At 37.8% G+C, this 23,141-nt stretch carries 18 protein-coding genes; 14 read left to right on the forward strand and 4 right to left on the reverse strand.

The features are described 5' to 3' along the window. Positions 1–366: 366 nt before the first annotated feature. The 8 genes from E7Z81_RS03170 (at position 367) to E7Z81_RS03205 (ending at position 11,619) form a co-directional block, all read left to right on the forward strand. The gene (locus tag E7Z81_RS03170) at positions 367–1,587 is read left to right on the forward strand and encodes an ATP-binding protein (RefSeq protein ID WP_292739394.1); all 1,221 of its coding nucleotides are present in this window, start codon (positions 367–369) and stop codon (positions 1,585–1,587) included. A gap of 207 nt (positions 1,588–1,794) precedes the next feature. Further along, entirely contained in the window at positions 1,795–2,838 is a 1,044-nt protein-coding gene (locus E7Z81_RS03175; RefSeq protein ID WP_292744118.1) for a hypothetical protein, read from the forward strand. Between the two features lie 345 nt (positions 2,839–3,183). Continuing rightward, positions 3,184–4,521: a type I glutamate--ammonia ligase gene (gene glnA, locus E7Z81_RS03180; protein ID WP_292744121.1), complete on the forward strand. Its 1,338-nt coding sequence runs from the start codon at positions 3,184–3,186 to the stop codon at positions 4,519–4,521. 264 nt (positions 4,522–4,785) lie between these two features. Then, positions 4,786–5,703: a glutamine amidotransferase gene (locus E7Z81_RS03185; RefSeq protein ID WP_292744123.1), complete on the forward strand. Its 918-nt coding sequence runs from the start codon at positions 4,786–4,788 to the stop codon at positions 5,701–5,703. A gap of 14 nt (positions 5,704–5,717) precedes the next feature. Next, entirely contained in the window at positions 5,718–6,371 is a 654-nt protein-coding gene (locus E7Z81_RS03190) for a tributyrin esterase (RefSeq protein WP_292744126.1), read from the forward strand. 11 nt (positions 6,372–6,382) lie between these two features. After that, complete coding sequence (locus tag E7Z81_RS03195; RefSeq protein WP_292744129.1) at positions 6,383–7,456, forward strand: Coenzyme F420 hydrogenase/dehydrogenase, beta subunit C-terminal domain; 1,074 nt, start codon at positions 6,383–6,385, stop codon at positions 7,454–7,456. Further along, a complete protein-coding gene (locus E7Z81_RS03200; RefSeq protein WP_292744132.1) occupies positions 7,457–8,938 on the forward strand; it encodes a glutamate synthase-related protein in 1,482 nt (493 codons plus the stop codon). A 35-nt stretch (positions 8,939–8,973) separates the two neighbouring features. After that, the gene (locus E7Z81_RS03205) at positions 8,974–11,619 is read left to right on the forward strand and encodes a PEP/pyruvate-binding domain-containing protein (protein WP_292744135.1); all 2,646 of its coding nucleotides are present in this window, start codon (positions 8,974–8,976) and stop codon (positions 11,617–11,619) included. A gap of 265 nt (positions 11,620–11,884) precedes the next feature. Here E7Z81_RS03205 and E7Z81_RS03210 read toward each other — a convergent pair whose 3' ends face one another. Beyond that, positions 11,885–12,526, reverse strand: coding sequence for an Ig-like domain-containing protein (locus E7Z81_RS03210; RefSeq protein ID WP_292744139.1), 642 nt, complete (start codon positions 12,524–12,526; stop codon positions 11,885–11,887). 107 nt (positions 12,527–12,633) lie between these two features. Continuing rightward, on the reverse strand, positions 12,634–13,110 hold the full coding sequence (locus tag E7Z81_RS03215; RefSeq protein WP_292744142.1) for a GNAT family N-acetyltransferase: 477 nt from the start codon (positions 13,108–13,110) through the stop codon (positions 12,634–12,636). 79 nt (positions 13,111–13,189) lie between these two features. Here E7Z81_RS03215 and E7Z81_RS03220 point away from each other — a divergent pair, with 79 nt between their 5' ends. From E7Z81_RS03220 to E7Z81_RS03235, 4 genes are all read left to right on the forward strand, one after another. Then, positions 13,190–13,615, forward strand: a complete 426-nt coding sequence (locus tag E7Z81_RS03220; RefSeq protein WP_292744145.1) for a thioredoxin fold domain-containing protein — start codon at positions 13,190–13,192, stop codon at positions 13,613–13,615. Further along, positions 13,616–14,233: a cytochrome c biogenesis CcdA family protein gene (locus E7Z81_RS03225; protein ID WP_292744148.1), complete on the forward strand. Its 618-nt coding sequence runs from the start codon at positions 13,616–13,618 to the stop codon at positions 14,231–14,233. Between the two features lie 103 nt (positions 14,234–14,336). Beyond that, positions 14,337–14,735, forward strand: coding sequence for a PaaI family thioesterase (locus tag E7Z81_RS03230; protein WP_292744152.1), 399 nt, complete (start codon positions 14,337–14,339; stop codon positions 14,733–14,735). A gap of 179 nt (positions 14,736–14,914) precedes the next feature. After that, positions 14,915–15,334: a cupin domain-containing protein gene (locus E7Z81_RS03235; RefSeq protein WP_292744155.1), complete on the forward strand. Its 420-nt coding sequence runs from the start codon at positions 14,915–14,917 to the stop codon at positions 15,332–15,334. A gap of 175 nt (positions 15,335–15,509) precedes the next feature. Here E7Z81_RS03235 and E7Z81_RS03240 read toward each other — a convergent pair whose 3' ends face one another. Continuing rightward, a complete protein-coding gene (locus E7Z81_RS03240) occupies positions 15,510–16,730 on the reverse strand; it encodes an aspartate kinase (RefSeq protein WP_292744158.1) in 1,221 nt (406 codons plus the stop codon). Positions 16,731–16,974: 244 nt separating this feature from the next. On the opposite strand from E7Z81_RS03240, the gene E7Z81_RS03245 reads away from it, so the two are divergent. Together E7Z81_RS03245 and E7Z81_RS03250 are read left to right on the forward strand one after the other, a co-directional pair. Beyond that, on the forward strand, positions 16,975–18,117 hold the full coding sequence (locus tag E7Z81_RS03245) for an RNA-guided endonuclease TnpB family protein (RefSeq protein ID WP_292744161.1): 1,143 nt from the start codon (positions 16,975–16,977) through the stop codon (positions 18,115–18,117). Between the two features lie 344 nt (positions 18,118–18,461). Further along, complete coding sequence (locus tag E7Z81_RS03250; protein WP_292744164.1) at positions 18,462–18,779, forward strand: hypothetical protein; 318 nt, start codon at positions 18,462–18,464, stop codon at positions 18,777–18,779. Between the two features lie 14 nt (positions 18,780–18,793). On the opposite strand, the gene E7Z81_RS03255 is transcribed toward E7Z81_RS03250, so the two are convergent. Beyond that, on the reverse strand, positions 18,794–23,095 hold the full coding sequence (locus tag E7Z81_RS03255; RefSeq protein WP_292744167.1) for an Ig-like domain repeat protein: 4,302 nt from the start codon (positions 23,093–23,095) through the stop codon (positions 18,794–18,796). Between the last annotated feature and the right edge of the window lie 46 nt (positions 23,096–23,141).

Raw genomic sequence — 23,141 nt, forward strand, 5'->3', positions numbered from 1 at the left:
TTGAGGATAAAAATAGATTTCCCGGTTTATTTTTTCTTTTTTTAATTTATTCAGGTTTTATTTAGTATTATAAAATTTTTAGATATTTCTATTTATAAATTATTAATTCTTCTTTATTTTAAGCTATTTTTGATTATTGGGTGTGTTTTTGTGCATTGTTGCACTTCAAAAAATTTTATAATATTTTTAGATAATAAATAAATTTTATAGTATAGTTTTATTTATGCTTCTTTTGGAAATCAATAATATTAAAATTTTATAATAATGATTTGTATATAAAGCAGTATATATTAAAAAATTTAATAATGCTCTATATAGAAAGCATTAAATATTGTATTTGATATAATGTTATATGGGTGTGTTTAAATGATTAAACGGGAGTTGTATTTAAATCAAATTCGAAATCTTTTTGGAACGGATTTCATTAAGGTTATTGTAGGGCTTCGAAGATGCGGCAAAACTTCTTTACTTAAAAGCATAATTGAAGAGCTTCAAAATCAAGGTATAAAAAAAGAGAATATTATTTATATCTCATTTGAATTGGTTGAATATAAAAATATTTTCACATCCGAACAGTTAGATGAAACTGTATTAAATCTAACAAGCAACATTGAAGGCAAAATATATCTTCTTTTTGATGAAATTCAACAGGTTGAATCCTGGGAAAAATCCATCAATTCTTATAGGGCTTCATTTGATTGTGATATTTACATTACCGGATCCAATTCAAAACTATTGTCAAATGAATTGGCTACCCTTCTTGCTGGAAGATATATTAAAATCAGTTTGTATCCATTTTCATTTAAAGAGGTATTGCAATACCGCAGGGAAATTGATAAAATAAAATTAGATGGGGAATTCATTAAAAAACAATTTAATGAATATCTGTTATTTGGGGGTATGCCTGGTTTGCTTGCAATAAGAGATGATGATACAAAAATCAATGCTCTTCAAGACATTTATGATTCAATAATTGTTCATGATATTCTCTCAAGATATACTATAAATGAAATTGATTTATTTAAACGTTTTTCACATTATCTAATGAATTCTACTGGACAAACTTTCTCTAAAACCAGTATTACAAATTATCTAAAAAGTGAAAATAAAAGAACAACACGTAATACTATCTCAAATTTCACGGATTATCTTAAAGACTCATTATTCTGCAAAATGGTAAGACGTCAGGATATTTTGGGTAAAAAAATACTAAAAACTGAAGAAAAATATTATTTGACAGATCAAGGTTTCCACCATGCATTGGTTGACAATAACAATAACTGGTTAGGCAGGATTTTGGAAAATGTTGTTTTCAACGAATTAGTTAGAAGGGGTTATTCTGTAAAAATTGGAAAGATTCGTAATAAGGAAATAGATTTTGTTTGTGAAAAACATGACAATAAGATATATGTTCAAGTAGCATATATTTTATCTTCTTCCGAAACAATTGAAAGAGAATTTTCACCGTTAATGGATGTTCCGGATAAGTATGATGCTTATGTTTTAAGCATGGATGAATTTGACATGTCTCGGGATGGAATTAAACATAAAAACATCATTGATTTCTTATTGGATGATGAAATTTAGAAAAGTAGGGAGGTTCCACTTAATTCTTGCATAATGTATAGGTCATTGTTTATTTTTTAATCTTATTGTGCAAGAATTCTCAGTCTCCTACAATCCGGAAAAGTTCAATAAATTCTTAAAATACCCTCAACTCATCAAATCATCATATGATAATAAATAATATGGGATGGTACATAAATTTTATATGTCTCAATGAGTAAAATATATATGATATTTATGAATGGTAAATTGATTAAGGTAATTTTTTTATTTTCTGTACTTTTGATTTTAAGCACATCTGCTGTTTTTGCAGAGGATAATTCAACAGATTTGACTTATTCTTCTGAGAATCATTCCATTTCAGAGGCGGAAAATATCTCAGACGATTTTAATTTTGATATTGGTGAATGGGCATTGGATGAAAACGGAAATGTGGTTCATATCCCCTCAAATAAAAGTCATGGTGATAATGATTTCAGCGTTGAATTTCATGTAGGTAATGGTACTGACTTGAGAAATAATGCTTCAGGCGCAAATCCGGCTCAGGATACTTACCCGATTTTAAAGCCTTCAGGATTTGATTCTTGGTGGGAGGAATTTTCTAAAGACCCTAAGGCTTTTATGGATAAATACAATCCGCAGCCAAAGGCCCCTCCAGCAACATTTGGCGATGATGTTCAAAACGGCACATGTGATGGAAAGAATTCCAAGGAATTCATAGATTTCATCAATTTTGTTAAAAAGACCAGAGTAACACCAGATTCAATTATAGGCAAGGATGTTAATGTTTTCTATTCCACCAAAAATGTATATTGGGTTAGGGTTCTCAATCCTGTCGGTGATTCAGTCGGCAAGGGCATAAAAGTCACATTTATTTTCAACGGCAAGAAAATCATGACTCAAACCAATGAAAACGGTTATGCAAGCTTCAAATTTAAAGCTCAGTCTGGAAAATATGTCGTAAAGGCGTATGCTGGCAACGTTACCTCCAAGCATAAGGTAACTGTCAAGCCGCTCTTCAAGACAAAGGATGTCTCAAAGAAATATAAGAAATCCTCAAAATTCACTGTAAGGCTGGTCAAGCTTAACGGCAAGTCACTTCAAAAGAAAAATATCAAGATAACACTCAAGGGCAAGACCTACACTGTAAAGACAAATTCAAAAGGAATTGCAACTTTCAATATTCCGAAAAATCTTAAAGTAGGCAAATATACAATCAAAACCCGCTATAATGGTTGTGTTGTTAAGAACTGCTTAACAGTCAAAAGATGATTTTATATATTTTTAGTTTTTTCATTAGGCGCTTCACCTCTTTGGTGAAGTGATTTTATTTTTTATTACTTGTTTTTAATTAATTCGGCGTTAGTCATCGCTAATTTATGTAACATTTTTTTACTTTCTTTAATGTAAAAAATACCTGCCGTTAGTCTCTGATGCATGCTTTAGTTTACATTTTTCGATTATTTTCAAAACATTTATATATTCTTAATGATATATTATTAGTCGGAAGGAAGTTTCCTTCCGACTGTGTATTTAATTAAATTCATTTAGTCAAAATGGTTTGCCACTTTCCATATTATTCAACAAGTGGGCAATGCAGTGAAATGATGTGAAAAAATGTCAGCAAAAGATAAAAAATTAGACCAGATTATAAAGACAATCGATGCAAACGATATAAAATTTTTGAAATTGCAGTTTTCAGATATTCATGGATTGCCAAAAAGCATGGCAGTACCTCTTAAAAAGGCGGATGATGTTGAAGACATAGTAAATGACGGATTATTGTTTGACGGATCCTCAGTAGCAGGTCTGGCTTCAATCAATGACAGTGACCTTCTTGCAAAACCTGATATCAACACATTCTCAACAATTCCATGGAGACCTGAATCAAAAGGTACCAGTCGATTCATATGTGATATTTTCACAACCGAAGGAAAACCATATGACGGAGACCCAAGGGGAGTTCTCAAAAAATCCCTGCAATTGGCAGAAAAAAGAGGATACCAATTCAATATGGGTCCCGAACCGGAATTCTTTATCATAACCGAAGATGAAAACGGAAATTACATACCTGCCGATGAGGCGGAGTACTTTGACGTGGAACCATTGGACCAGGGTACAGATATCAGAAGGGAAATCGTACTGGGTCTTGAAAAACTTGACTTTGATGTTGAAGTAAGCCACCACGAAGTTGCAGCAGGCCAGCATGAAGTTGACTTCAAATATGCAGACGCTTTAAAAACAGCAGATGCAGTAATAACATTCAAGGAAGCTGTCAAAGCACTGGTAAATAATTTGGGCTTCAAGGCAACATTCATGCCAAAACCGTTTTTAGGAATCAACGGTAGCGGAATGCACTGTAACCAAAGTCTTTTCAAGGACGGGGAAAACATTTTCTATGACCCTGACACCGAAACCCAGATTTCTCAAGAGGCACTGTACTTCATAGGAGGACTGCTGAAACATGCTCCTGCATTATCATCAATACTCTCTCCAACAGTAAACTCATACAAACGTCTCGTACCGGGCTATGAAGCACCATGCTACATCGCTTACGGTTTCAAAAACAGATCAACTCTGTTAAGGATTCCTGCATCCCGTGGATTAGGTACAAGAATCGAATGCAGGTCCGCTGACCCTTCATGTAATCCATATCTTGCATTTGCAGTACTGCTTGAAGCAGGTCTGGACGGTATGGACAACAAGATTGATCCTGGTGAACCTACCGAAGAAAACCTCTTTGCATTTTCAGAAGATGAAATTGCTGAGAAAGGAATTTCCAGTTTGCCTACAAGCTTATGGGAAGCATACCATGCACTTGAGGAAAATGACGTTATCAAAAACGCTCTTGGTGAAAAAGTATTCAATCAGTTCTACAACATCAAAAGGGCTGAGTGGGACGCTTACAGAATACAGGTATTCGACTATGAACGTGATGAATACCTGAATGTCTAACCATTTAACTTGAATTGGTTGCCTGCCCCCTGAATGTTTTTAGGGGGCGGCCAATCAATAAATTTTGGGAGGTTTAATATTACGGGTAACATTTTGGAATTTTGTTGTTTTGGGGCATATAAGTTTAAGAGTAGTTATTTAAGGCATATGTAAAATTCGGAGTTCATGATTATTATTTTAAGGCATATTGTAAATTAAAACTTATTTATCGGAATTTTAAATTTGCTATTGTATTCGCCGATTATTTTAAATGGAGGTTTAAAAATGTGCGGAATAGCAGGTGTAATATACAAGGACAAAAAAACTCACCCTGTAGGAAGCGCTTTGACATCCATGCTGGAATCTCTGCAGCATAGGGGTCCAGATTCAGCAGGATATGCAATCTATGGGGGTTTGAATTTTTCTGAAAATTATTATCAGTTAAACATTCAAGTAAACAGAAGAAAAGGAACATTGGACAATTTAAAATCATTACTGACCCAGTTCAGTCAGATATACGAAGAACAGCTAATCGAATCAGTAGGCGATTCAGACGTATACAAATGTAAAATAGCACTGGAGGAATATTCTCTTTTAAAACCGTGCATACGTGAAATAGACGAACTGGAAAACGTAAGGGTAATCAACGGATCACATTCATTTGAAATGATAAAGGACATCGGAAAGGTAAAAGACATAGCAGAGCGGTTTGACGTTCCAAGCAGGATGGGAACCCATGGGATCGGACATACCCGATTTGCAACCGAAAGCGGAGTGGACAGGTATCATGCACACCCATATCAAAGCTACATCATACCTGACATTACTGTGGTGCATAACGGACAGATTACCAACTACTGGAAAATCAGGGACCCTCTGGAGAGGAAAGGACACACTTTCGAATCATTCAACGATACTGAATGCATAGTTCACTACATGGCAGATAAGCTCAATCAGGGCTACAAACTGGAAGAGGCTTTGGAGGAAGCAGTCACTGATTTGGACGGTCCGTTTTCAATACTTGTGGGAACACCTAACGGTATTGGAATTGCAAAGGACAAGCTTGGACTGAGGCCGGGAGTCATGGCTGAAACAGATGAGATATTCGCCATAGCATCAGAGGAAATGGCATTGCATGACGTCATTGATTCAGACCAGATAGAACAGATCGCTCCCGGTGAAACAAGGGCTTACACAATTTAGCGGGAGTGTTTTCAATGAAAGAATATGTTATTGACGCAAAGGATATGGATACAAAGGAACTGAACCGTACCATAAAGGAACGCGCTCCTCTTTATGATAAGCTCGTTATTGAAAACCCGGAATCCAAACACAACATCTGCGCAGGTCTGAGCGAAGACATTGACATTCAGATAAACGGCTCTGCAGGTTATTTTGTCGGAACAATGGTCAACGGGGCAAAAATACACATCACAGGAAATGCCGGATGGTTTGCCGGAGACAACATGACAAAAGGTGAGCTGATTATCGAAGGAACTGCAGGTGACGGTGCAGGACAGGGAATATACGGCGGAACCGTAATTGTCAAAGGAAGCACAGGTTCAAGAACCGGAGAAATCATGAAAGGCGGAACAGTAATAATCGGCGGAAACAGCGGATATATGACCGGACTTCTTATGATGGGAGGAAAACTCATAATTCTTGGTGACGTGACCGATGATGTGGGCGAATCAATCATGAGAGGAACCATATATGTTCTCGGCAATGTCAAAAGCCTGGGAAAGAATGCCTTAATGGAAAAAACCAGTCTCAAAGATCAAAATGAGCTTAAAGAAATCCTGACCAGATACGGTTTCGATTTGACAGACATTGAATATACAAACTTTAAAAAAATTGTTAATATACAATAGGAGCTAAGAAAATGAGCAAACATAAAATAGCAATGGTTGGAACACCATGTGAAATTATGGCAGCGTCCAAACTGCAATATTACACTGACAGCCCTATTGATGTTAAACTGGGCTTGCTCTGTATGGAGAACTTTTCATACAAATACTTCGTAAATCTCCTTAAGGAATATGACTTGAAAATGGATGACATTGAAAAATTTCAGATAGAAAAAGGATTCGTATTCCTGTATTTGAAAACCAGGGAAACTGTAAAGATACCGATATCAGTTGCCAAACGTATAATCCGAAAAAACTGCAGCATATGTGTTGAGCTGACCTCTGAAACATCAGACATTTCAATAGGTTCCATAGGTTCCGAGGACGGCTGGTCAACAGTGATAATCAGAACCAGAAAAGGTGAGGAAATAATCAACGGGGCAATTGAGAGAGAATTCATCAAAGCCAAGGACATAACAGAACCGCAATTCAATCTTCTCATGAAACTTGCAGGAAATAAAATTTCCAAAAATCTTGAAAACATCGAGAGAAGGGAATTTCTGGCCCGCCCCGTATTGTATCAGAGGGAAAAGTCAGACGATTCAATAAACAGGGACATCCTGGAGTCCAGCTTCTTAGATTTGAAATCCAATGTCATTGACGTTGGGGCCTGTGTGCTTTGCGGAGCATGCGAATACGCATGTCCTGATGATTTGATAACAATTGACGACACAAAACCGATAATGAAAGGAAAATGTCCTGAAAATTGCCATTTATGCTTCAGGGTCTGTCCAAGAACATTCATTCATCATGATTTGCGCAATGACAATTCAAAGCCAATCGGCGAGTTCATAAATGTGCTGTCAGTCAAATCCCTTAAACATACTCAGGGTCAGGACGGATCTATTGTCACCACACTGATTGATTATCTCCTGTCAAACAAGATTGTAACCGAAGCGCTCATTGTCGACAAGAAGGACCATCTTGCATGGAAACCATATGCGAAGATAACAAGCGCCATAGATGAGGTTGTTAAAGCGGGCGGAACAAAATATTCAGTCTGTCCAGTATTCAAGCCATTGAAAAATATTGAAGAGGAGGTAAATTAAATGTCATTTACTGTTGAGCGTAAAATTGAAATTTGCAAACAGAATAACAATAGGCCCGGCTGCTGCTGGTATTTATGTGACAATCCCAATCAGTCCGCATGTAAAAACTGTTATAGCTGTTATTCAAACTGTCCTCATGACGTTTATGAAGTAATCAATGACGAACCTCTTCCGATACGTCAGGAAAATTGTGTGGGATGCAAAATATGTGAAGAGATGTGTCCGACACATGCGATATATGTAAGACCTCTTGCAGATGAAGGAAGAGGTGTGTGGTCAAATTCAACAATGGTTGAAATCAAACGTAAAAGCCAGACCGGTTCATATAAGGTGAGAGGTTGCGGTCTGACCCGTAAAATCCCGACATTCGATGACTTAAGCATATTGCCGGCTCAGGTGTCAAGACCTCCAATCGATTCATACAGGGAACCCTGCAAGACTTCAGTTGTTCTCGGTGACAGGTTTGCCGAAAATCCGATTGAAATCGACACTCCAATAATGATTGGTGCAATGTCATTCGGTGCACTGAGCAAGGAGGCAAAGATGGCACTTGCTATCGGAAGCAGTAAAGTGGGATCAATTGCCAACACCGGTGAAGGAGGAATGCTTCCGGAAGAAAGACATTTCGCCGATAAGCTGATAGCCCAGTATGCATCAGGCCGATTCGGAGTATCTGCAAGCTATCTAAACAATGCTGAAGCTGTTGAAATCAAAATAGGTCAGGGTGCAAAATCAGGTATGGGAGGACATTTGCTAGCCCATAAGGTAACAGCAGAAGTGGCAAGGGTTAGAAACATTCCGGAAGGAACCTCTGCGTTAAGTCCTGCAAGGCACATGGACATAGTCGGGCCTGAAGATTTGGGAATGAAAATCGACCAGTTGAGGGAAATTACAGACTGGAAAGTGCCTATTATCGTTAAATTTGCAGCGGGAAGAGTCGAGCAGGATGTTAAAATCGCAGCAAAAGCCGGTGCGGACATTATTGTAGTTGACGGTATGCAGGGAGGAACCGGTGCAGGACCTGAAGTGGTTACCGAGCACGCAGGTATTCCGACAATCGAAGCTATCGTAAAGGCCGATGACGCTTTAAAGGACATTAACTTAAGAAGTGAAGTCAGTCTTGTGGCCGCCGGAGGTATAAGGTCAGGTGCTGATGTTGCAAAGGCAATCGCACTGGGCGCAGATGCAGTATATATTGCAACTTCTGCGTTGATTTCCATAGGATGCAAGGTCTGTCAAAGCTGTTCTGAGGGAATATGTCCGAAAGGAATTGCAACACAGGACAGGATGCTTAGAAGAAGACTTGACCCTATAAGAAAAGGCCAGCAGGTTGCAAATTACATTGAAGCAATGACTCAGGAAGTAACTTCCCTGACTCAGCAGGCAGGAAACACTGACATTGAAAACCTTGAACGTCAGGACCTTGTGGCATTGACTGTAGAGGCTTCACAGTTAACAGGCGTGCCTATGGTGAGAGGTTAATATTTGAAATTAATTAATTATTAGGAGATATTGTTATGGCAGCATTCGACAGAATCAAATCAGGAATTCCGGGACTTGACAAGGCTCTGGACAACATTCGTTTAGGTGACAACGTAGTATGGAATGTCACCAATCTCAATGAATTTTCCTACTTTGCCGATCCTTACATAAGACAGGCAAAAGAAGACAAGAGAAACTTGATATATATGCGCTTTGCTAATCACCCTCCATTGATAGAGATGAGCGATGAAGACTTTGATTTGCTTGCAGCAGAACAGGAAAATCCTGAAAGCGAATTTTGTATGATTGAACGTGACGGAATCAAGATATATCAGGTCAATCCATATAATCAGTTTGAAACCTTTACTCTGGAGGTTCACAGGATTATAGAAAAGGAAGGCTATGATGCGTTTTATGTATTTGACTGTTTAAGCGACCTTCAGGCGGTATGGTCAACCGATTTGATGATGGGCAATTTCTTCAAGGTGACATGCCCATTTCTCTTCCAGCTTGATACCGTTGCATTTTTCCCAATAATCAGGGGAAGACATTCCTATGATGCCATAGCAAAAATCCGTGAAACCACACAGCTGTTTTTGAATGTATATTCAAATTCCGCTGATGAAGTCTATGTTTCCCCGCTGAAGGTCTGGAACAGATACTCCCAGACAATGTTTCTGGGCCATAAGTTCAACCCTCAGACAGGTTCCGTCAAGGTTCTCCAGGACGGACATGAGGTAAGCAGATATTACAAGACTGTTAATGACACGGATAAATATCAGAACGGACAGATTTTGGACAGCTGGGAGCGATACATGCTCCAGGTCAGAATGAAACATGATGAAGGGGAAAACGTAGATGAAGAGTGTGACAAGATATGCGAGCTCATGATGACCAAGGATGAGAAGATGCTTTCCAAAATCAAGGAATATTTCGCCTTTGAGGATTACACCACAATTTACGACCGCCGTGTAGGAAGCGGACTGGTCGGGGGTAAATCCTGCGGAATGCTGCTTGCAAGAAAAATTATTGAAAAAAACTGCCCTGAACTGTACAATAACGTTTTCGAACCTGACGATTCATTCTACATTGGTTCGGATCTGTTTTATACATATATTGTTTCAAATGACCTTTGGGATTTAAGGGTAAAGCAGAGAACCGAAGAGGGATATTATGAATACGGCAAAAAGCTGGAGGAAGGCCTTAAAAACGGTGTATTTTCAGAGGAAATCAAAAAAGAATTCATACATATTCTGGATTATTTTGGACAAAACCCTATCATTGTCCGTTCAAGCAGTTTTCTTGAGGACGGATACGGTAATGCGTTTGCAGGCAAATACGAATCAGTGTTCTGTGTAAACAGGGGTTCTCTGGAAGAGCGTTTAGCCGCCTTTGAGGATGCTGTAAAGGTGGTCTATGCAAGTACAATGAACATTTCCGCATTGGAATACAGGAAACTGAATGGCCTGGATGATGCAGATGAGCAGATGGCACTTCTGGTTCAGAGGGTTTCAGGTTCATATTGCGGCAATTACCTGTTCCCAACCGCTGCAGGTGTCGGATTTTCATACAGTCCATATTCTCCTCTTCCGGATATGGACAACAGCAAGGGAATGCTGAGACTTGTGATGGGTCTTGGAACAAAGGCTGTGGACAGAACCAAAAAGGATTATCCGAGAATTGTCAATCTTGACAAGCCTGAACTGACAATGATGAAGGACATGAAGGAAAAGCACAGGTATTCCCAGCATTATCTTGATGTCATCGATTTGGAAAACAGGAGTCTGCATGACATCCGCATTGATGACGGGCTGGACGTCCTTCCGAGATATGCAAAAAAGGTTCTCATAGAACATGACCGTGAAGCCGAAAGCATGTTTCGTGAACGTGGACAGCGCCGTGAAATAGTCTTTGTCAACTGTGAAGGACTTGTTAAAAATCAGCAGTTCATTGAAGTGATGAAGGAAATATTGAATACTCTGCAAACAGCTTATGACTATCCTGTTGACATAGAATACACAATTAATGTCGGCGAGGACAATTCATTCAACATAAACCTGCTTCAGTGCCGCCCTCTTCAGGTTTCAACAAACAATGAAGCTATTGAAATGCCTGAAGATAAGAATGTATTCTTCCACATCAGGGATTCCTCCATGGGAATGTCTAGAAAGAATACCGTTGATGTAATATGCTATGTTGACCCTCACAGGTATTACGAATATCCTTACGCTCAAAAAAGTTCAATATCACGTGTAATAAATAATGTGAATGCTTATTGTAGGGATAATGACAAGACTGCCGTTCTGATAGTTCCCGGAAGGATAGGTACGTCCTCTCCTGAATTGGGAATTCCTGTTGTATTTGCAGATATCAGTCATTTTTCCGCAATTCTGGAAGAATCATACAGTGAAGTCGGCTATATGCCTGAGTTGTCTTTCGGAAGCCATATGTTCCAGGATCTGGTTGAAGCGGAAATATACTACGGAGCATTATTTGAAAACGAGAAAAAAATAGAATTCAACAGGCAGATGGTACATGATTATCCTAATATATTAAACAAAATCAATCCAGAGTTGGATGATGAAGTGTATGATATGGTTCAGGTGATAGATTTCAACGGAGGCTGTGCCGAATTCTATCATGACATGAACAGGGACGAAACAATGTGTATTTTCAAGTGATTGGAAATATTTAGGATGGGTTGGGTGGGATATATGCCCTTTTATTTGTAATATTTCTTTTTAAAAAAAGATTTTTCAAATAAAAGCTAGTATGACAAAATTCCGATGTGACTGATGGCCCTATTGTGTTTTTGAGTTTATTTTCGCGATAGGGTTGTTATTCACATTTTTATAAAATATTTACAGTGAGGTTTTTAACAAGTTTTATGAATGTGCTATTTTTAAAAAAAACAAGTAATATTCCCCGTAAAGGGAATATTTTATATTATATCTGATTTCCGTCTTCATCGAATTCAGGCAGTGTCTCTCTACCGTTTTCATCATAAGCCGGCAGGTCACCACTACTACTTGAACTGCTTTGACTGCTTGAAGATTGTGAAGATGAGGACGGGGTATATGACGGAGTATAGGAATATGAGGACTGTGAATAACTTGAAGTATCTGCACTGTCCTGTGTATTCTGAGCGTCATCAAGGGTTTGCTGGATGATTGTACTGTTTTCCAGCTGCTCGTCAACAATGTCTCCTTCACCAACTGTCAGTTTCTGTGAAATGCTGCTTTCGGTATAGTTCGCATCTCCGTCAAATGTAACGTTGATGTTGTAATCTCCAGAGCTTACGTTAGTCAGTTTCACGATGGCCACTCCTGTGGAATGTGTTTCAACATCCTTGGAGTAGACTACGTTTTTATTCTTTGTAATCTTGACATGTACTGTTTTTCCGCTGACTGCACCATTTGCATCGTCTTTCAATTTAATATAAACAGTACCGTTTTCACCAACAGCCTTCTTGTTCAATATTTCCAAACTTGTTGTTTTGGTGTCGCTGTGTGGCATAAACATAATGGCGGCTACAATAATTGCAATAACGACAATTATTCCCACAATTACTAATTCTTTTTTATCCATGCTATCCCTCATAATATGTTCTTTTGTTAATGCTATTTAATGTTTTGTCTTGAATTGTATGGATATTCGGTCTTTTTCAAGTTGTTTTTAGTTTGAAAAAAGCATGTTTAATCTTTGATGAATTTCTCTATTGCATTTTTGGAAAAATGGAAAACAAGCCAGTCCTTCTGCTCGGCTCCTATGGACTTGTAAAATTCGATGCTTGGTTTGTTCCAGTCAAGGCATGTCCATTCCAGTCGTCCGTAGCCTTCTTCAATCATAATTCTTCCAAGTTCCTTTAAGAATGCCTTGCCGTATCCTCTGCCTCTGTATTCAGGTTCTATGAGGAGGTCTTCAAGGTGCATGTTCGCATTTCCCATATATGTTGAAAAGCCCAGATAATAAAGGGCAAAGCCTATGGTTTTTCCGTCAAGCTCTCCGAATATTACATGTGAGAGTTTTTCATCAAAAACCCACTTTTCAATGTCTGATTCTGTTGCAACAACTTCATCCAGTCTTTTTTCATAGTCTGCGAGCTTTCTGATATATTCCAAAATCAGCCTGCAGTCTTTCCTTTCGGCTTTTCTAAAAGTTATTTCGGCCATACATTACCTTTTGGATGTATGGATTAATAAATTTTTCATGCATAAAAGTTTATAAGTCTTGATTTTGATAATTTTTAACATGAAAAAATATATTTTGGTCGGACTTTGTGTAGCTATCCTTTTAACACTGACACTTTCCGTCAGTGCGGTGGACTTTGACGATTCCGTCATCAAGGGCCTGAATGTAACTGAGGACATTGACGGTGCTTTAAGTGAGGCCCAGTCCCAGAACAAGACTGTTGCTCTGATTTTTGATCAGGACAGCTGTGTTTACTGTGACATGCTTAAAAAGGATGTTTTAAGCAATCAGGAAATTCAAAAGATTTTCAATGAGAACTACGTCGTCGTTCTTGTAGACATCAATAAACATCCTGATGTTGCAGCCAAATACGAGGTTTTCGGAACACCTATGGTCCAGTTCCTAAGTCCTGACGGCAAATCCCTTGACAAAATTGAAGGGTATGTCTCAAGCGATGAATTTTTAACAACTTTAAAGGGGATTTAAATGGAAATCCTTCCTTTAATTTCTTTTTTTACCGGTGTCATTTCCATTCTCTCGCCGTGCATTCTGCCGATCATTCCGATTTTTGTGGCCTTCAGTTTAAACACAAAGACAAAAACCGAAATACTCTCATTTACCGTTGGTCTTTTAAGCATTTTTGTTGCAATTATATTTCTTACAGGGTTTTTCACATCCCTTGTCTATTCATACATGTTCTATGTCCGGATAATATCTGCGGCTGTTCTTCTGGTTATGGGGATTTTGATGTTTTTAGGCCGTTCTGTAAGCTTCAAATCCGTTTCTGCCAGAGGCGGTGAGGGCATTGTGGGTTCATTTGTTTTAGGTTTTTTCACATCACTCTCATGGGCTCCATGCTACAGCGGATATCTGATTTCCCTGATTGCAATGCTTGTAAGGTCAACCGGTTGGTATGCGGCATTCAACATATTCCTTTATGCTTTAGGATTTGCACTGACACTTTTTGTTTTAAGTCTTGTTATTTCAAAAATAAACATTGAAAGGCTGGTTTCGAAAACCCGTCACATTCCTAAAATCTTCGGGGCTTTGATAATCATCGGAGCGAGTTATCTGTTGTTCGAATCGATTAAGGTTCTAATTTAGGCCATTATTTTTTGAATCCCTGCATTTTGTGCAGGGTAAAAAGTTGAATTTTTTTCAGAAATGTTAATTAGTAAGTATGCATATATCTATTATTGGTGTTTAGATGAGTAATTTTGATTCACTGGAAAGTGCAAGAGAATTTTTTTACAAGGACAAGTTTGCGGTAAATACAGGAATAATTCTGGATGAGATTACAGAAGATGAAGCAATCTGTTCCCTTGAGTTGACAGATGAGCACAGAAACGCTTATGGCGGCGTAATGGGTGGAGTAATATTTACTTTGGGCGATTTTGCTTTTGCGGTATTGTCCAACCAGATTCATCAGCTGACTGTTGCCCAACAGGTTGATATTCATTATCTTTCAGCTCCAAAAGGTGACAAGTTAACTGCGAAAGCAACATGTAGAAAAAGCGGAAGAACTTCATCAATCATTAATGTTGATATTTCAGATGATACTGGCCGTGACGTTGCTCAATTTATAGGAACTGGATTTAAATTATGATTGAATTTTTGCGATGTTAATTTCATTGCAACAATTTAATTTATATGTCATGAACTAGTTATATTATAATGACTGATTAACAAGTCGTGAAAAATCTTGTTCGGAGTTGCACTGCCGCAGCTTCGAATTTTTTTATACGCAATTGATTGTTGCAAATCGCAACATTTGGAGGAATTTACATGTCTGACTTTGACAGCGAAAATATATTTGGAAAAGGCGAATTCAATGAAATGTTCGACGAATACTTCTCAGGCAAATCCTACCTGAATCCTCTTGTGGATCCCCAAGACAACCTCATGTTTATCGCAAATGTGACATTCGAACCTGGATGTCGAAACAACTGGCACATCCATCACGCAGAATCCGGCGGAGGACAGGTTCTTGTATGTGTTGCAGGTGAAGGATGGTATCAGGAAGAGGGATGTGAAGCTGTAAGCCTAAAACCTGGAAGCGTCATTGAAATAAAACCTGGTGTTAAACACTGGCACGGCGCAAAAGCAGATTCCTGGTTCAGCCACATTGCACTTGAAATTCCTGGTGAAAACCCGTCAAGCGAATGGCTCGAACCTGTCAGTGACGAACACTACAGCAAATTATAACTTCTTTTTTTCTTATTTTATTTTACATTAACGATTGATAATTTTATAATTGTATCTGATATTGTATTATTTAATCAAATGAAAATGTTGAAATATTAATTCTCATTTTAAGTCTTAATGTTTTCTTCAGGCATATCTACATATCAGTACATTTTTTTTAAAAAAGTGTGAAAAATTATTCGAGAATTTCATCAATAAGCTTTTTGGCCCTTTCACCGTCGCTCCAGTCAACAATCACAACAATGGCGGTCTGTGATGAATTGATTTCAATAATTGGAATATTATTTTTCCTGAGCTGTTCGGTTATTGAAGCTATGATTCCAGGCTTTTCAATAACGTCAAGACTGACGATTGTAATCATGGCGGTGTCTTTTCCCAGTGAAAGGGAATCGAAAACATCACTTTCAAGAACAAAATCGTGCAGTGCCTTATAAGCCTTTTGAGCTTCCTCTTTTTCAATAAATATTGTGATTGAATTGTCACCTACTGAAACCTTGTAGATGTTCAGGTCATTTTCTGCCATATAATTTGTCAGATCGGATAGGATTCCTGTTTTGGAAAGCAGTGAATCTCCCACAATGGCAATAATTGAAAGGGGATCCTTGTACATTGAAACTGTCTTCAATGTTGAATCGTCAAAAGGGCCTATGATTTCTGTTCCGCTTGCGGTCAAATCAACATGTGAACAGTTGATGATTTTAGCCTTCATATCCTTGGTTTTGAATTTCAGAGCATGAGGGTGAATCAGCCTGACTCCCTGTGTAGAAAGGTTTCTCAGCTCCTCAACGGAAATCTCCTCAACGAGCTTTGCCTTTTCAATCTGGTTAGGGTCACTTGACATGACTCCGTCAACGTCACTTACAATAATGGTTTCATCAACATTCAGGGTGTTAGCAATGAGAAATGCGGTAATGTCACTTCCTCCACGTCCGATGGTTGTAACCTCTCCGTGAGGTCCCTTTCCTAAAAATCCGCAGACAACAGGTATTATTCCCTGATTAAGCAATATTTTAAGTGTGTTGATTTTTGCCTGGCTTTGAACAAGGTCAATTTTAGCCTCTAAAAAATTAGTGTTGGTGATCACCGGCCACAGGTCATTGTATGGGTCGATGACTTCGGCTTTAACGCCGTAAACTTCAATGGCTGCTTTCAGTAGTCTTGCACTGGTCCTCTCACCCATGGCCATAATCTCCGCCTTCTGGGCATCTGTCAGAAAGTGTCCGACAGCTTCATTTGAAAGGTTAATTAACTCATCTGTGGTATTGCTTGTAGCTGAAGCAATAACAACTATCTGATTTCCTTTCTCATGTTCTTTTATAACAGATTGGGCTGCCATTTTTATTTTGGCCCCATCTGCCAGTGCATTTCCGTCAAACTTCGCTACTAATAAAACCATTAAATTCACCTATTACAGTACTATTTGTAATTGGATTTTAATAAAAGTTTTTATCTTAATTGTGCAAGAATACCACGACCTCCTTTTAGGTCGTGGATGAATTGCACAAAAACAGGGTATGGATATTATTAGTTTTCAAATGCTCTCTCACTATTTGTTTATATTATGGTTATTTAATATTATTATTGTGTGTTTTTATAATTTGTAAAAAATTTTAAAAAACCCGTTTTTGGATGTGATTCATGTGTTTTCTGAATATAATACTGTTAATAAAGGTATTGTGGTTAAATTGTATCCTGATGAAAGTATGAGGGATAAAATTAATCAGAATATTGGTAATGCCAGGTTTACTTGGAATAAATTATTACAGGAATATCAGGAAACATTTGAATTGTTTAAAAAACAAGGATACACAAAGTTACAATGCAACATAAAAACATTCAATACAATGTTGAATATGCTGAAAACACAATATTCATTCTTGTATGAAAGTGAGTCAAGCAGTTTGCAGCAGGTTTTCCGTGACCTATTACAGGCATTTAAAAGATTCTTCAACAATACATCCAGTTATCCTAGATTCAAATCCAAAAAGAATCCAAAACATAGCTTCAGAATACAAAACAACAATAATATCAAAATACAGGACAATATAATTGTTTTACCAAAATTGGGACAAGTACATTACAGAACCAGCAACCATTATAAAAAACTACTAAAAGAATCTAAAATCAACAATGTAACAATTAAAAAGGAGCACGGTCACTTTTATGCAGTTTTCAACATCGAAACAAATGTAGAGACAATGGATTATACTTATAATATTGTGGGAATTGATCTTGGTATGAGAACATTAGCAACCCTCAGCAACGGACTAAAGATAGCCAATTTAGACACACGCCATGAGGAGAAAATGATTAAAAAATACCAAAAAATCCTATCACGAAAAAAATACAACAGCAACCGCTACAACAAAACACTAAAAACACTAGGAAAATGGATAAAAAGAAAAAACAACCGCATAAAAGACGCATACCACAAATTAAGCCACTACCTAGTCAAAAAATACGACCTAATCTGTATGGAAACACTAGACATACGCGAAATGTTCGAACAAACCGATTATAGCAAAAAACTACAAAATATCAGCTGGTACAAACTATTGGAAATGATCAAATACAAATGCCAATGGTACAATAAAATATTCATCCAAATAAGCCAATGGCACCCATCCAGCAAAAACTGTAACGTATGCGGATACTACAACAAAGATCTAGGCGACGAAAAAAAATGGACATGCCCACACTGCAAAACACAACACGACAGAGACATAAACGCAGCAAAAAACATCAAACAAGAAGGATTCAGACTTCTTAAAGAAAAAAAATAAAATGAACCTCAGGGACTGGGGGGATAGCACGGTAATACTACTTTCGTGGGAAAGTACCAGCCCGTGAAGTAAGAATCCTCGACCTCTTCCAAGGTCGAGGTAGTTCAAAATGAAAATTATAAAATTCAAATCAACAAGAATATCTGATGTATGCGATTTGATATGGATGTCTAAATTCAGAACTGGCAGCTCAATTGAGGATATCATTGTGGAATTGGTTGGTATTTTCAATAATATTAATGTTGGGAGAAATTGCCGGGAATTCTTCGCAAATGCATTACGATGTGGGCTGGAAAATTCATAGAAGACGAAAATAAAATTAAATAGTAATAAGGGGTTTAAACATGTCTGCAATGGAAACAGATGAATTAGTAAGTCAAGTAATGAAAACCGTACGTATTGAAGGAGAATTATACAGAGCTTATGAAAAAGGTTTTGATCAGGGCCTAAAAAAAGGTAGGAAGATTAGTCGTGAATTGGGTAAGGAAATAGGTTTTGAGGAAGGTAAAGTAATGGGTCTCGAAGAAGGTTCCAGAGATACCGAGTTCAAGTTCATTTCCAAACTTCTTGAAAAATTCACTCCTGAGGAAATCGCTGCTGACTATGACGTTTCCATTCAGAGAGTATATGAAATTCAGGAAAAAATAAAAAAAGAAAAATAAGTGAATTCAATCACTTATTTTTTTACTTTAACTGTTTTTTTGACAGTGTCTTTAAGGTATGTTGCCTGGTAGGTAACTTTTTTACCTACTTTGAGCTTTTTAAGGACACTTGATTTTATTGTAACCTTTGCAACACCTTTTTTGCTGGTTTTTGCAGTATATTTCTTGCCGTTGAACTTGAAAGTTATCTTTTTGGATTTAAGATATTTTCCGTTGACTTTGGCAAGTGTTGCAGTTAAAACCAGTTTTTTGCCTGATTTTTTAACGGTTGCACTTTTAAGTGTTACCACGTGTTTTACGGTGAGCTTTTTGGTTGCTGAAACTCCAAGGGCGGTTGCCATGACATTGTATGTTTTTGGAATTTGTGTTACCTTAAAACTGGCAATACCTTTTTCATTGGTTGTTGTTGTTTTTACTGTTTTTCCGTTTACCTTAAATACAACTGCAACTCCGTTTGCAAGTTTGCCGTCGGTTCCGTATACTGTCACTGAATAGTATTTTCCTGCGGAATACTGAACTGTTGAGGCTTTGGCAATTATTTTGGCATCAACAATAACTGTTGTGTTTGTTGTTTTAACCATTGGGGAGTATTTGTCATCTCCTGAATATGAAATGGTAACGTCATAGTTTCCTGCAGGCAGATTATCTGCAGTAACTGATGCTTTTCCGTTAATGACTTCTGCAGTGTATGTATTGTTTGCGATTGTCACTGTCAGTGTACCTGTTGCATCTTCAGGCAGGTTGATTGAGTAAGTCGGTGTTTTGGAACTTGTAGCATTCTTTACAGGAATGATGTCTTCACTTACGTCCTTTTCGGCTTCCCTCACTTTGAACGCCACACTCTGTGTGCCTGCTGAAACCTTGTCGTTTCCTTCATATTTTGCAGTTATTGTGTGCTCACCTGCTTTCAGGTTATGAACAGTTACGCTTGCGGCACCGTCCCTGATTTCAGCAGTGTAGTTGGCATTTCCTATTTCAACGGCAATGTTTCCGGTGGCATCCTTGTTTATTGTGAATGTTACTGTTGCGGTTTCTCCTTCATTGATGTCTCTGGCATTGACAGTAAGGTTTGCTGCGACTTTTTGTACGGTCTTTTCACCGAGTTTAACAGATCTTTTGCTGATTGATGTGTATTTGTCGTTTCCTGTGTATGAAAATGTCACGTTGTCATCTGAGTTCAAATCAGCTCCTGTGATTGTTGCTTTTCCGTTTTTCAGTGTTGCCTGATAGAATTTATCGTTAGCTTTTACGATAACATCTCCTGTTGCATCTTCATTCAGCTCCACAATCATGTTGTCATCGGATTTGGAAATTAGAATGTCGCTTTCAGGTTTTGTAACGGTTATTATGTATATTTCATCATATGATGCTGCGGAGTATGATCCGTAGAGTTCATCGCCTGTGTATTCTGCAGCGCAATAGTAATTTCCGATAGGAAGGCCGGATAGGGATATTTTACCCACTCCATTTTTAACGCTTGTATTCATGTTAAATACATTTAAATTACCGTTGGCATCACTTGGAAGGGTTATGGTGAAGTATTCATCACTTCCAACAGTCATTGTTTGTGGAAATGTGAATATCGGACTTGCATATAAACTTAATGCATTCAATTTCACATTGTATTTGCCGTCATCATATTTGATGTAATAGAATGTGTGGGCTAATTGGAATTTTTCCAGTGTGACTGTTGCTTTTCCGTTGCTCAGCTGATATTCTCCGTCAGTGATTTCATAGTCTTCATCGCTTGTTTCGTTATATATTGTGTGGTAAATGTATAGTTTGCCCTTTGCATCGTCCGGAAGTTCAACTGTAAATGATACTGAATTTCCAATGTTTACAAATTCGTATAGCATTTTAAGTGTTCCGTTGAGCAAAGGCATTATTTCGACCCGTTCATAAATTCCATTGAAATAGTCGTATTCCTCATTTTCGATATCGCTGATTTCGGCATTTATGCTGTGCTCTCCAAATCCGAGGTTATTAATTACGGCTGAAGCCTTTCCGTTGATGATGTTCACTGTTTTAAGTTCAACTCTCTCATTGCCGTTTTCATCATAAATGTAGAGTTTTGCGTTGAGGTCCTGAGGAGCGTTCACGGTGAATGTGATTTCCTCGCCATATGCCATATATTCCCTAATGTTGGTTGAAATGACCTCTCTGTTATTTTCGTCAGGATTTACAAAAAAGGTTCCCATATTCTCGCTCAGTTCAGGATATTTGTCGCCGTCATATTTTACCTGAACTTCATATTCTCCGAGACTTAAGTTGGAAACTGTCAATTCGGCTTTTCCGTTGGTGAGCGGAACTTTGTAGTCCTTATCGACAGTAACAATCAGGTTTCCGGTTACTTCAAGAGGCACTTCAAATGTAAATGTTATGCTGTCGCTGGCATACATGTAGTTCGCTTCCTGATAATAGTAATGGCCATATTGTGCTTTGACAGGGGATTTTTCGGACTTTTCAACATTTGAATTCTTATATATTATTTCCACTTCATGAGGTCCGTAAGTCATATTTTCTGCAAATATGTTGATGTTTTCATCTACAATGCCCATGTCAACAATTTCGCCATCAACGATTAAAGTATAATATCCGTTTTCATAGATTGTCTCTATTCGTCCAAATTCATTGGAACTGGTGTAATTTTCATAAGTTCCAATATCTGTTATTTCATCTATGTGGATAATTACATCAACAACGTCGAATGTGGTGGTTGCAGATGTTGGCTTGAAATAGTCATTACCAGTATAATCTATTTTAAGTGTGTGCTGGCCGAAATCAAGTGAAGATCCGTTCAATGATTCATGCATATCTGCGAGTTGGGTTTCGAAAAGTTTTCCGTCAATGAATATTTTTAAATTGCCTGAAATTTCATCCGGAAGGCCATATATTTCATAATAGAAATATTCCTCTCCTTTAAGGATGTCTGATACTGTTACGTTCATTTTGAGTTCCGGTCTGATGTCTGAAACTTTTGTAGTAATCCAGTCATAATAGGTGTAGTCATCGCTTTCAAAGCTTAAGTCAATGCCCAGATTTTTAAAGACTCCCCAATCTGATTCTGCACTTTCAAGATTGAAAATTTCAATGCTTCCTTTTCCGTTTTTTACACTTACGCTTTTCTCTTCTCCGCCAATGTTTAATGTCAATGTTCCTTCATATGCGCTTGGCAGTGTGATTGTAAGGTAGTTTTTGTCCTTTGAATATATGTAGGATGCAAGGTCTACATTTGGATGTACATTAATGTATGGGCTGTAGTTATATTCATCCTCAAATTCTCCCATGGTGACTGTGTAGTCGCTTCCGGTGTAGTTTGCATAAATTGCATGGTTTCCCAAATCCAGACCGGAAATATCAACGCTTGCAAAGCCGTCCTTTACAGGAGAGCTTCCAATCAGTTCATATGATTCGATTGTGTTGTCCTCGTTATTTATAGTTACTTCATAAACGTTGAGGCTGCCTTTGGCATCACTTGGCAGAGTCAGATATGCGTTGGTTTTTCCATCGAAATCAATTGATGTGCCATTGAGCATTATCTTAGGGTACATGTCAATGTCAATTTCTTTTGAATCGGTGGGATAGTCGCTTCCTGTGTAGGTGAATATCAATTCGTTTTCACCTATTTTCAATGCGGTGTATGGTATTAGGAGGGAATAGCCTAACTCATCATTGTTTTTTTCTATTTCATCTTTGGTTATTGTGTATTTTTTTCCGTTGATTGTGTAGGAAACGTCTCCTTCAGCCGCATGTAATCTTATGTAAATTGGCAGATTCTCTCCGTATGTTAGTGATTCTTCAATTTCATCAGCGGGTAATGCTTTAAAGCCCCAGTTCACAACAACGTCGTAAGTTTCATTAAATCCTTCGAATTTATCGTCGTCATGGTATGAAACTTTAACTGTGTATGTTTTGTAGGTCAAATCAAGTCCCAGGTCATCTGCAGTCAGGCTGGCATACGGTTTTTTGTCTATATTGGCGGAATATGCTTTTTCACTGTCCACGTAAACATCAAGAATTCCGCCGTTTCCATGTTCCCAGAAGTCCCAGGATATGAATTCGTCATATTTATGTTCCTTGATGTTGTATTCCTCCGGAACCTGGATGCTATAGTCCAGATAGCTGTCGTCTTCATAGTTATCGTCATCTTCGCCGTCTGATATGATATCGTCTGCAAAGATATTGTCATCTTCGAGAGGTAGTGCAATGGAGTCCTGTGTTTCATTAAAGTTCAGGTCATCCGCCGCACTAACTGCACTTATTGTCAGTATTGCAAGCAACATCAGCGTTGCCGCCAGTATTTTTCTATACTTCATAATATCACATATATTAATCGAAATAATATTCAAATTGAATACAAGT

Origin of the sequence: Methanobrevibacter sp., assembly GCF_015062935.1 — an archaeon.
Taxonomy (GTDB): domain Archaea; phylum Methanobacteriota; class Methanobacteria; order Methanobacteriales; family Methanobacteriaceae; genus Methanocatella.

What these genes read in the sequence shown, in the direction of transcription:
- glnA (WP_292744121.1), top strand. Translation starts at nt 3,184, where the DNA reads ATGTCAGCAAAAGATAAAAAATTAGACCAGATTATAAAGACAATCGAT.
- E7Z81_RS03190 (WP_292744126.1), top strand. Translation starts at nt 5,718, where the DNA reads ATGAAAGAATATGTTATTGACGCAAAGGATATGGATACAAAGGAACTG.
- E7Z81_RS03195 (WP_292744129.1), top strand. Translation starts at nt 6,383, where the DNA reads ATGAGCAAACATAAAATAGCAATGGTTGGAACACCATGTGAAATTATG.
- E7Z81_RS03215 (WP_292744142.1), bottom strand. Translation starts at nt 13,110, where the DNA reads ATGGCCGAAATAACTTTTAGAAAAGCCGAAAGGAAAGACTGCAGGCTG.
- E7Z81_RS03205 (WP_292744135.1), top strand. Translation starts at nt 8,974, where the DNA reads ATGGCAGCATTCGACAGAATCAAATCAGGAATTCCGGGACTTGACAAG.
- E7Z81_RS03210 (WP_292744139.1), bottom strand. Translation starts at nt 12,526, where the DNA reads ATGGATAAAAAAGAATTAGTAATTGTGGGAATAATTGTCGTTATTGCA.
- E7Z81_RS03255 (WP_292744167.1), bottom strand. Translation starts at nt 23,095, where the DNA reads ATGAAGTATAGAAAAATACTGGCGGCAACGCTGATGTTGCTTGCAATA.
- E7Z81_RS03175 (WP_292744118.1), top strand. Translation starts at nt 1,795, where the DNA reads ATGATATTTATGAATGGTAAATTGATTAAGGTAATTTTTTTATTTTCT.
- E7Z81_RS03240 (WP_292744158.1), bottom strand. Translation starts at nt 16,730, where the DNA reads ATGGTTTTATTAGTAGCGAAGTTTGACGGAAATGCACTGGCAGATGGG.
- E7Z81_RS03225 (WP_292744148.1), top strand. Translation starts at nt 13,616, where the DNA reads ATGGAAATCCTTCCTTTAATTTCTTTTTTTACCGGTGTCATTTCCATT.
- E7Z81_RS03220 (WP_292744145.1), top strand. Translation starts at nt 13,190, where the DNA reads ATGAAAAAATATATTTTGGTCGGACTTTGTGTAGCTATCCTTTTAACA.
- E7Z81_RS03170 (WP_292739394.1), top strand. Translation starts at nt 367, where the DNA reads ATGATTAAACGGGAGTTGTATTTAAATCAAATTCGAAATCTTTTTGGA.
- E7Z81_RS03250 (WP_292744164.1), top strand. Translation starts at nt 18,462, where the DNA reads ATGTCTGCAATGGAAACAGATGAATTAGTAAGTCAAGTAATGAAAACC.
- E7Z81_RS03235 (WP_292744155.1), top strand. Translation starts at nt 14,915, where the DNA reads ATGTCTGACTTTGACAGCGAAAATATATTTGGAAAAGGCGAATTCAAT.
- E7Z81_RS03230 (WP_292744152.1), top strand. Translation starts at nt 14,337, where the DNA reads ATGAGTAATTTTGATTCACTGGAAAGTGCAAGAGAATTTTTTTACAAG.
- E7Z81_RS03200 (WP_292744132.1), top strand. Translation starts at nt 7,457, where the DNA reads ATGTCATTTACTGTTGAGCGTAAAATTGAAATTTGCAAACAGAATAAC.
- E7Z81_RS03185 (WP_292744123.1), top strand. Translation starts at nt 4,786, where the DNA reads ATGTGCGGAATAGCAGGTGTAATATACAAGGACAAAAAAACTCACCCT.